The 8,187-nt window shown below is 24.1% G+C and carries 7 protein-coding genes; all 7 read right to left on the bottom strand.

What is annotated here, in order from left to right; genetic code table 11:
* Window positions 1-172: 172 nt before the first annotated feature.
* Complete coding sequence (locus GBZ86_RS10075; protein ID WP_152890296.1) at window positions 173-2,533, bottom strand: endonuclease MutS2; 2,361 nt, start codon at window positions 2,531-2,533, stop codon at window positions 173-175.
* 16 nt (window positions 2,534-2,549) lie between these two features.
* Window positions 2,550-4,907 carry a U32 family peptidase gene (locus GBZ86_RS10070; RefSeq protein ID WP_152890294.1) on the bottom strand — a complete coding sequence of 786 codons (2,358 nt, stop codon included), beginning with the start codon at window positions 4,905-4,907 and terminating at the stop codon, window positions 2,550-2,552.
* A gap of 267 nt (window positions 4,908-5,174) precedes the next feature.
* Window positions 5,175-5,633, bottom strand: a complete 459-nt coding sequence (locus tag GBZ86_RS10065) for a hypothetical protein (RefSeq protein WP_152890292.1) — start codon at window positions 5,631-5,633, stop codon at window positions 5,175-5,177.
* Between the two features lie 107 nt (window positions 5,634-5,740).
* Complete coding sequence (locus tag GBZ86_RS17150) at window positions 5,741-5,908, bottom strand: hypothetical protein (protein ID WP_170272204.1); 168 nt, start codon at window positions 5,906-5,908, stop codon at window positions 5,741-5,743.
* Window positions 5,909-6,046: 138 nt separating this feature from the next.
* The gene (gene ytaF / locus GBZ86_RS10060; RefSeq protein WP_152890290.1) at window positions 6,047-6,622 is read right to left on the bottom strand and encodes a sporulation membrane protein YtaF; all 576 of its coding nucleotides are present in this window, start codon (window positions 6,620-6,622) and stop codon (window positions 6,047-6,049) included.
* 148 nt (window positions 6,623-6,770) lie between these two features.
* The gene (locus tag GBZ86_RS10055) at window positions 6,771-7,220 is read right to left on the bottom strand and encodes a hypothetical protein (protein ID WP_152890288.1); all 450 of its coding nucleotides are present in this window, start codon (window positions 7,218-7,220) and stop codon (window positions 6,771-6,773) included.
* 108 nt (window positions 7,221-7,328) lie between these two features.
* Window positions 7,329-8,009 (bottom strand): pseudouridine synthase, encoded by a 681-nt coding sequence (locus GBZ86_RS10050; RefSeq protein WP_152890286.1) that lies wholly within the window; start codon window positions 8,007-8,009, stop codon window positions 7,329-7,331.
* Between the last annotated feature and the right edge of the window lie 178 nt (window positions 8,010-8,187).

Raw genomic sequence — 8,187 nt, 5'->3', positions numbered from 1 at the left:
GCTTTATATATTATATTAATTAAATATTATGTTGGTTACATAACTTTATATTTATCATGGAATAAAAATAAGACAAGATTTTCAAAGTATAGAATTCTTATTGTTTTTCTAATTACAATAAAATTATTCTATATTAAATAAATCTTGCCTCCACTTATATATTTACAATATCTTATTTTAATATTACAACTGTTACTCCATTGCCACCTTCACCATATTCTCCAAGTCTATGTTTTTTAACATGAGGATGTTTTCTAAGCATTTCATTTATAGCTTTTCTTAATACACCAGTTCCTTTTCCATGAACTAAAGTTACCTCTCCAAGCCCTGCCACATAAGCATCATCTAAATATTTATCTGCTGTATAACAAGCTTCTTCTGAATCCATTCCTCTTAAATCCACTGAAGTTGCAACTGCTTTAATATTAAGCTTTGCCTCTCTTTTTTTAACTTTTTTCTCTTCTTTAGTTTGAGTAACTTTTCTTAAATTGTTAAGCTTAACATTTATTTTCATAATACCAGCTTCAACTTGAACCATTCCTTTTGAATCTGGTTTAGATAAAATAACTACCTTTTGATTTAAAGAAGGTAAAAATGCATCCATTCCTAATTTAACTTCATCTAATTCTTCACCTTTAATATCTTCTACTTTCTTTTGAAGATGAGATTCTGCATCTCCCATTTTACTTCTAAGTTTAGCTCTTTCCTGTTCTAACTTTCTTCTAGCATCACTTGAAATACCCATTCTTTCTATATCTCTCATATTTTTAAGTATTTCATCAGCCTCTTCTTTTGCATTGTTTAAAATTTGCTTAGATTCTCTTCTTGCTTCTGCATAAGCATTTTCTCTAACAGTTTCTATTCTATCTAATTTTTCTTTATATTTTTCCTTTAATATCTTAGCTTCATTTTTTAATACTGCTGCATCTCTAGCATCTTTTTCTGCCTTTATACTTTTATCTTGTAATGATTGTATTAAATCTTCAAATTGTAATGATTCACTAGATATTATTTCTCTTGCTTCTTTAATTAAATAATCACTTAATCCTAATCTTTTTGAAATTTCAAAAGCATTAGATTTTCCTGGAACTCCTATTAATAATCTATATGTTGGACTTAATGTTTCCACATTAAACTCTACTGAAGCATTCTCTACCCTTTCTGTTCTTAATGCATATCCTTTTAATTCACTATAATGAGTTGTAGCTAATATTCTACATCCTCTTTTTCTCAAATTTTCCAATATAGATATTGCTAAAGCAGATCCTTCCGTAGGATCTGTTCCTGCACCAAGTTCATCAAAAAGTACAAAGCTTTCTTCATCAGCATTTTTCATAATATTAACTATATTTTTCATATGAGATGAAAATGTTGAAAGGCTTTGTTCTATACTTTGCTCATCTCCAATATCAGCATAAATTTCCTTAAAAAAACTTATGCTTGAATTATACATTGCAGGTATTAAAAGACCACTTAACCCCATAAGTTCAATAAGACCTGTAGTCTTTAATGTAACAGTCTTACCCCCTGTATTAGGTCCTGTTATTATCAAACTATTAAATTCTCTCCCTAAATATATATCTGAAGATACTACTTTATCTATATGGATTAATGGATGTCTTGCATTTATTAAATCAATAATTCCTTCATTATTAACTAAAGGCATAGTTCCACCCATATGACTTCCATATTTAGCTTTAGCAAATATAAAATCTAATTCTACTAATATCTTAAAGTTATTGTTTATAGATATTATACTTCCATAAATTAATGAAGATAATTCCTCTAAAATTCTTTCAATTTCAGCTCTTTCCTTTAATTTTAACTCTTTTATTTCATTATTTAAATGTACTAAACTCATTGGTTCTATAAAAAGAGTTGCGCCTGTTGAACTTTGGTCGTGAACTAATCCAGGTACTTGCGACTTATACTCTGCTTTAACAGGTATAACATATCTATCTCCTCTCATAGTATATAAATTATCCTGTAAATACTGAGAATTACTTCTAACTATAGCATTAACTTTTTCTCTTACAGATGAATTTTTCTCTTTTAAACTTTTTCTTATACCATATAAAGTAGAACTTGCTTTATCTGAAATTTCTTCTTCACTTAATATAGCATTAAATATGGAATTTTCTATATTTTTTAAAATAACTATTCCTACTGCTATATCTTCTAAAATTCTATAGCTTTCTTCCTCATCTTTTCTTGTTAAAAACTCTGAAGTTCTTCTAGCTGCTCTTAGCATATTTCCTATTCTTAAAAGAGTAGCCGTATTTAAAACTCCACCTTTTTCTGCTCTTACTATTCCTTCTTTTACATCATAAAGTCCTTCAAAAGGAGGATTACCCTTTTTCATAAGTACATTTAAAGCTTCATTAGTTTCTTGTAAATGTTCAACTACATCATACATAGAATCATATGGCTTTAAATCCATAATCATTTCTTTTGCGGATTTTGTTATAGCATATTTTTTTAATTCTTCTCTAATTTTAGTAAACTCTAAAACCTTTAGAACTTTTTCATTCATTCCTTTTATATCCCCTTTACTCAACGCCTCTTCTATAATGACCCTTAGTGAAATTTTTATTTTCCATTTTAGTTGTACTTAATACTGATTTTATTATGTTAGAAGCATCTTTATAATTTTCATCTATTAAATCTATTCTAAATGATTTTATTCCTAAAGACTTAACATCTTCTATTTCATATATAATATTTATAGGAACAGTATTGTAAATATGAGATCTACAAAATATATCCGTTTTTATTACATTATCCTGATTCATTCTATCTCTTAATATAAAATTATTATTTACACATTGATTATCACAATTTTTTATAGCTGTTTTTCCTCCAAATGTGCTTCCTATTGGACAATACTCACTAACCATAACTTCTGGTTTTCCATATAAATAAAATTGTACTCCTTCTGCTTTATTTTTTAAAGCACCCTTTATTTCTTTTCTATTAAGTTCAATACTTAAACAACTACCTTCTATATGTTTGTTGTAAAAATCTAATGCCTTTGAATTAAATATATTAAGTTTATAATCACCTATTATCTTAGTTTTATTTTTAAACCTATTTATAATTCCTGCATTAGCAGTAACTATGCCACATATATTGTTTAAATTTACTTCTATTATATTGCATATATATTCAAATTCTTCTTTTATTATAGTAGGAGTTTTTATATATATATCTATATTATTTTCTTTAATATTTTTTAAAACTTTTTTATTAAGTTGTTCTTCATTTTTTCCAAATATATCTAAAGCTATAGAATTAATATTATTATCTAAAGCTGCTTTTAGTTGTTCTTGTGTATTTAAAGTTATTAAAAACTCTGGTAAATCTCTTTCTTTTCTAGTATTTTCTAATTTATTATTAAAATCTATTTTTTTATTTCTTTTAAATTTATTAATTTCATATAATCTTATTTCTTCTAATACTTCTCTTCTTAGATTATTAATACTTGATACTGACATAAATCCATCTTCAAAATCTACAAATTCAATATTATTAATTTTAAATGCTATGTCTCCTGATTTTTTAAAATTATCTTCTATTCTTTCCTTAGATAAAGGTCTATTTACAGCTTTTTGTACTAAATCTCCTTGCTTTGTATAATAATTCCCATTATACTCTACAGTAATTTCACAAGGTTCATCCACTTTAAATTTTAAATAAGAATTTAATAATATTTTTTTTTCATATGGATTTTCATAAGCTGTTTTTAAACTATTTAATAATTTTATATCTGAAGCTTTATATAACTTATCATGTGCTTTATATCTATTAGGAAATATTTTAACCTTATCTCCCTTTTTAGCTTCTTCAACTTCTTTATTATTAAGAATAATTTTTGAAATAGTAAACCCATCATCACTTATTCTTATTCCATCCTTTAGTGCAATATCTTCAGTTAGTATTATTTCTCTATTTTTTAAAGCTTCCCCTATAAATATGCCTGTATTTCTAGGGGTTTCATATGCCATCATATCTTTTCCTATATTTTTATAAAGATAAGCATTAGAAAATCCTTCTCTATTAAATAATTTCATAAGTTTAATTTTATTCTTATTTTGAGAAACCTTTCTTTTTTTATAAACATTATCTATAGCTTCTCTATAACTTTCAATAACTCCAGCAACATATTCTGGTCTTTTCATTCTTCCTTCAACTTTTAAAGAAGATGTTCCAGAATTTATTAAGTCTTCTACCTTTTCAATTGTACAAATATCTTTAGGACTTAATAAGTATCCTTTAATTTCTTTTTTATCTTTTTCTCTAATAAGTGTATACGGTAGTCTACAACTTTGAGCACATCTTCCTCTATTTCCACTTCTACCACCTATTAAACTACTCATTAAACATTGTCCTGAATATGAAACACATAAAGCTCCATGAACAAATATTTCTGTTTCAATACCTAATTCTTTAGATATATGTTCTATTTCCTTTAAAGTAAGCTCTCTAGATAAAACTATTCTTAAAAAACCATTATCTCTAAAAAATAATGCACCTTCTCCATTATGTATACTAAGTTGAGTTGATGCGTGTAATTCGAAATCTGGATATAACTGTTTTGATTTATTTAATATTCCCACATCTTGAATTATAAGCGCATCTACTCCCATTTCATATAATTCACCTATATATTCTAAAGCTTCTGCAAATTCATTTTCTTTTATTAATGTATTTATAGTTACATAAACAGTAACTCCATAACTGTGTGCATAATCTATAGCTTTCTCCATTTGTTCATTATCAAAATTTGAAGCATAAGCTCTTGCGGAAAACTTACTTCCACCTAAATATATTGCATCTGCTCCTTTATTTATAGCAGCAATTAAACTCTCCATACTTCCTGCTGGAGCTAATAATTCTATTTTTTCCATTTTTATTTTCCTCTCTTAAATATAACCTTTTTAAACACTTAAATATACTTTTTAAAAAAACTGTTATATTTATTCTGTTCAACTACTATGTATTATACACAAATTGATTAAGTAATTCTACTTATACCTATATAAAACACCATTGGTTATATCTATGCTTAATAATATTTTATAAATAAAAAAGAAATAGTATAATACACCTACAAAGTATATATTATATTATTTCTCTTCTATAAATTTTTATAAAATTTTTATTTTCAACTTAAATTATTTATTTAATTCTCTAAACCATCCTTGAGCAATTTTTTCTTCATGTTTTTTAAATTTTTCATGTTTTTTATATTCTCTTAAAGCTTTTTTAATTTTTTCATCAAGATGTTTTTGATCTAAAAAGCTTCCACACGTAGTGCTATAAGAATCTTGATATTGTCTAAAAACATCTCTTATAGCTTGCATTTCTGCTCTTTTATCTTCATGACCTTTTAAATTATTTAATAGGTTTTTTAATTCTTTTTTATGTTCAACTAACTTTTTATCCTTACCTTCTTCAGCTAATGCAAGAAGAACTTCTAATCTTTTTTTAGTATGCTCTAAAGTTACATCTTGTAATTTTTCATTAATTCCTGATTCTCTTAAAAATTCAACTATTTCTTCTTCTGTTGGTATTTCTTCTATAGTCTCTATTCTTTCTTCTGTTTCTATTTCTATATCTTGTGGTGTTTTCATAATAAACAACTCCCTTCTTTAAATATATTTAATAATTCATAAATTAAATAGTAAATGCTTAATATTCTAAATTGTAAATATATAAAATTATATAAACTTAATTCAAATTAATGTTTTTTATCAATATAATTTTCTTCTTCTCTTTTTTCTTCATTTAAAACTTTTTTATCTAACTCTTTAGCTTTAGAAACATTAGTTTTAGTTATAGTCTCTTCATATTTTTCTTGAAATTTTGATTCAAAAGCTTTTCTGCTTATATCAGATCTGTCACGCATAATAAACACTCCTTTCATATATACACATATAAAAACATTTAATTTTCTCATGTGTTTTTCTTTTTTTTATTATAATACTAAATTTTAATTAATACAAACTGTTACTTAATAACACTTTTAAAGTTTTGTGCTTTTATTTTAAATAAATAATTCATATAAACCCAAAATTATGATTAATATGCCCGAAATCAAGGTTGAAATTTTACCAAATAGATTTGATAATAACTTATTTCCTAAAATATATCCTAATACTATAAAGACAAAACTTGATATAAATACAATAAAAGTTGTTAAATAAATATTTAATCCAGTTATACACGCTCCAATGCCTGTACCTAAATTATTTATATTTAATCCAATTCCTAAAAGTATAGCTTCTTTTGTATCTATTACTTTAGAATTATCTTTATCTGCTTTTTCAGGATATTTAACTAAAGTTTCTTTATCTCTTTTATAAAAATAATCTGCTATAAAATATATTCCTATAAGTATAAGAATTGTTGCTCCTAAAATATTAGTTATTTTATTATTAATAAATTTTAATATAATCATTCCTAAATACATGGATAAAAATGTTCCTAATGCTGAAATAAAGCTAATAATTAAATTACTTACTATTTCTATTTTTATCTTTTTCATGCCGTAACTCACAGCTACAGCAAAATTATCTAAATTAGATGCTATAGCAAATAATAAAATAGATATTATCTTCATAAAATTCTCCTTCCTAAATTTATTAAAGTATATTTTTAATTCTAATATTAAATAACTTTTAATATCAAATATTAATATTTTAAAATGAATTTACATAAAATAAATAGATGATTTTTAAGAACTTTTCTTAAAAATCATCTATTTAAATTTATTCTTTATCTCTATAATTATAAGTAAATGCCCAGCTTATATTTGTTAAGTCTTTATTTTTCAAATTATAAGATCTTCTACCAAAATTTAAAAATACTCTCTTACCTTGTAATGGTGAAAGTCCACCTTTAATTGATATTGTTCTAAAAACTTTTTGCGCAATAACAGCACCATAACTATCTCTAATTTCTAAATTAAAATTACCAATATCAGAAAAAATTCTATTAGTTGTGTTATAAAGATACGCATCTACAACTAATCCATTATAAGTTTCATAAATATCATTAATAATTAAGTTTAAATTGTTTACTTGAGTAGTATATGAATACCCTTCATATATTATATCTCTACTTCTACTAGGTTTAGATTTTGCTTCAACTATTACTGGTGAAGCAAAAATACTAAATGCTAAAACTAAAGAAGTAAATTTTCTTTTTTTTAAAACCATTTTTTCACCTCCAATTAATAATTTTAGTTTTATACAATTGAAGATTACTTATTCAAGTATATTTATCCTTATTTACCTTATATCCTTTATTACATAATTCTTTATATTTTAACTATTTATTAATTCTTCAACCTCACTTTTACTTAATTCTCTCCAATGTCCGATTTTTAATTTATCTATTTTTATATTCATTATTCTTACTCTTTCTAATTTAGTAACTGTATATCCAAATGCTTTACTCATTTTTCTAATTTGTCTATTTAATCCTTGTGTAAGAATTATTTTAAAAGTATTATTAGTGATTTTACTTATTTTACAAGGTTTTGTTTTTATTCCTCCAATATCTACACCTTGAGACATTTTTAAAATAAAGGTTTCATCAAAATCCTTATCTACAGTTACTATGTATTCCTTTTCATGTTCATTTTCTGATTTTAATATTTTATTTGTTAATTCACCATCATTAGTCATTAAAATTAAGCCTTGAGAATCCTTGTCTAATCTTCCAACTGGAAAAATATACTTTGGATAATTCATATATGTAATTATATTATTTTCTATTTCTTTTGCAGAAGTACATATAATTCCTGCTGGTTTATTTAATATTATATAAATTTTATTATTTTTAACTATAGGTTTTTTATCTATAAGTATTTTATCGCTTTCTTCTACCCACTGACCAGGCATGCAATTTATTCCATTTACTATTACTCTATTTGCTTCAATAAGTCTATTAGCTTCTTTTCTAGAACAAATCCCTAAATTACTTAGTAATTTATTTATTCTCATGTTTAAATCCTTTCTTTAATTTATTATGTAAAGTTTTATATATAATTAATATCTAAGCTTTATTAATTTAGTTTATATATTAAATTAATTTTTTGCAATAATTTTATTTTATATATTTAATAGAATTCAAAAAGTCTTTATTTAATATTTTATTAAATATTATTTAATTTTTATTCAA

Source organism: Clostridium tarantellae (genome assembly GCF_009295725.1).
GTDB classification, from domain to species: Bacteria; Bacillota; Clostridia; order Clostridiales; family Clostridiaceae; genus Sarcina; species Sarcina tarantellae.
The sequence above is the reverse complement of the archived record's forward strand: the minus strand, read 5'-3'. Positions and strand labels throughout refer to the sequence as shown.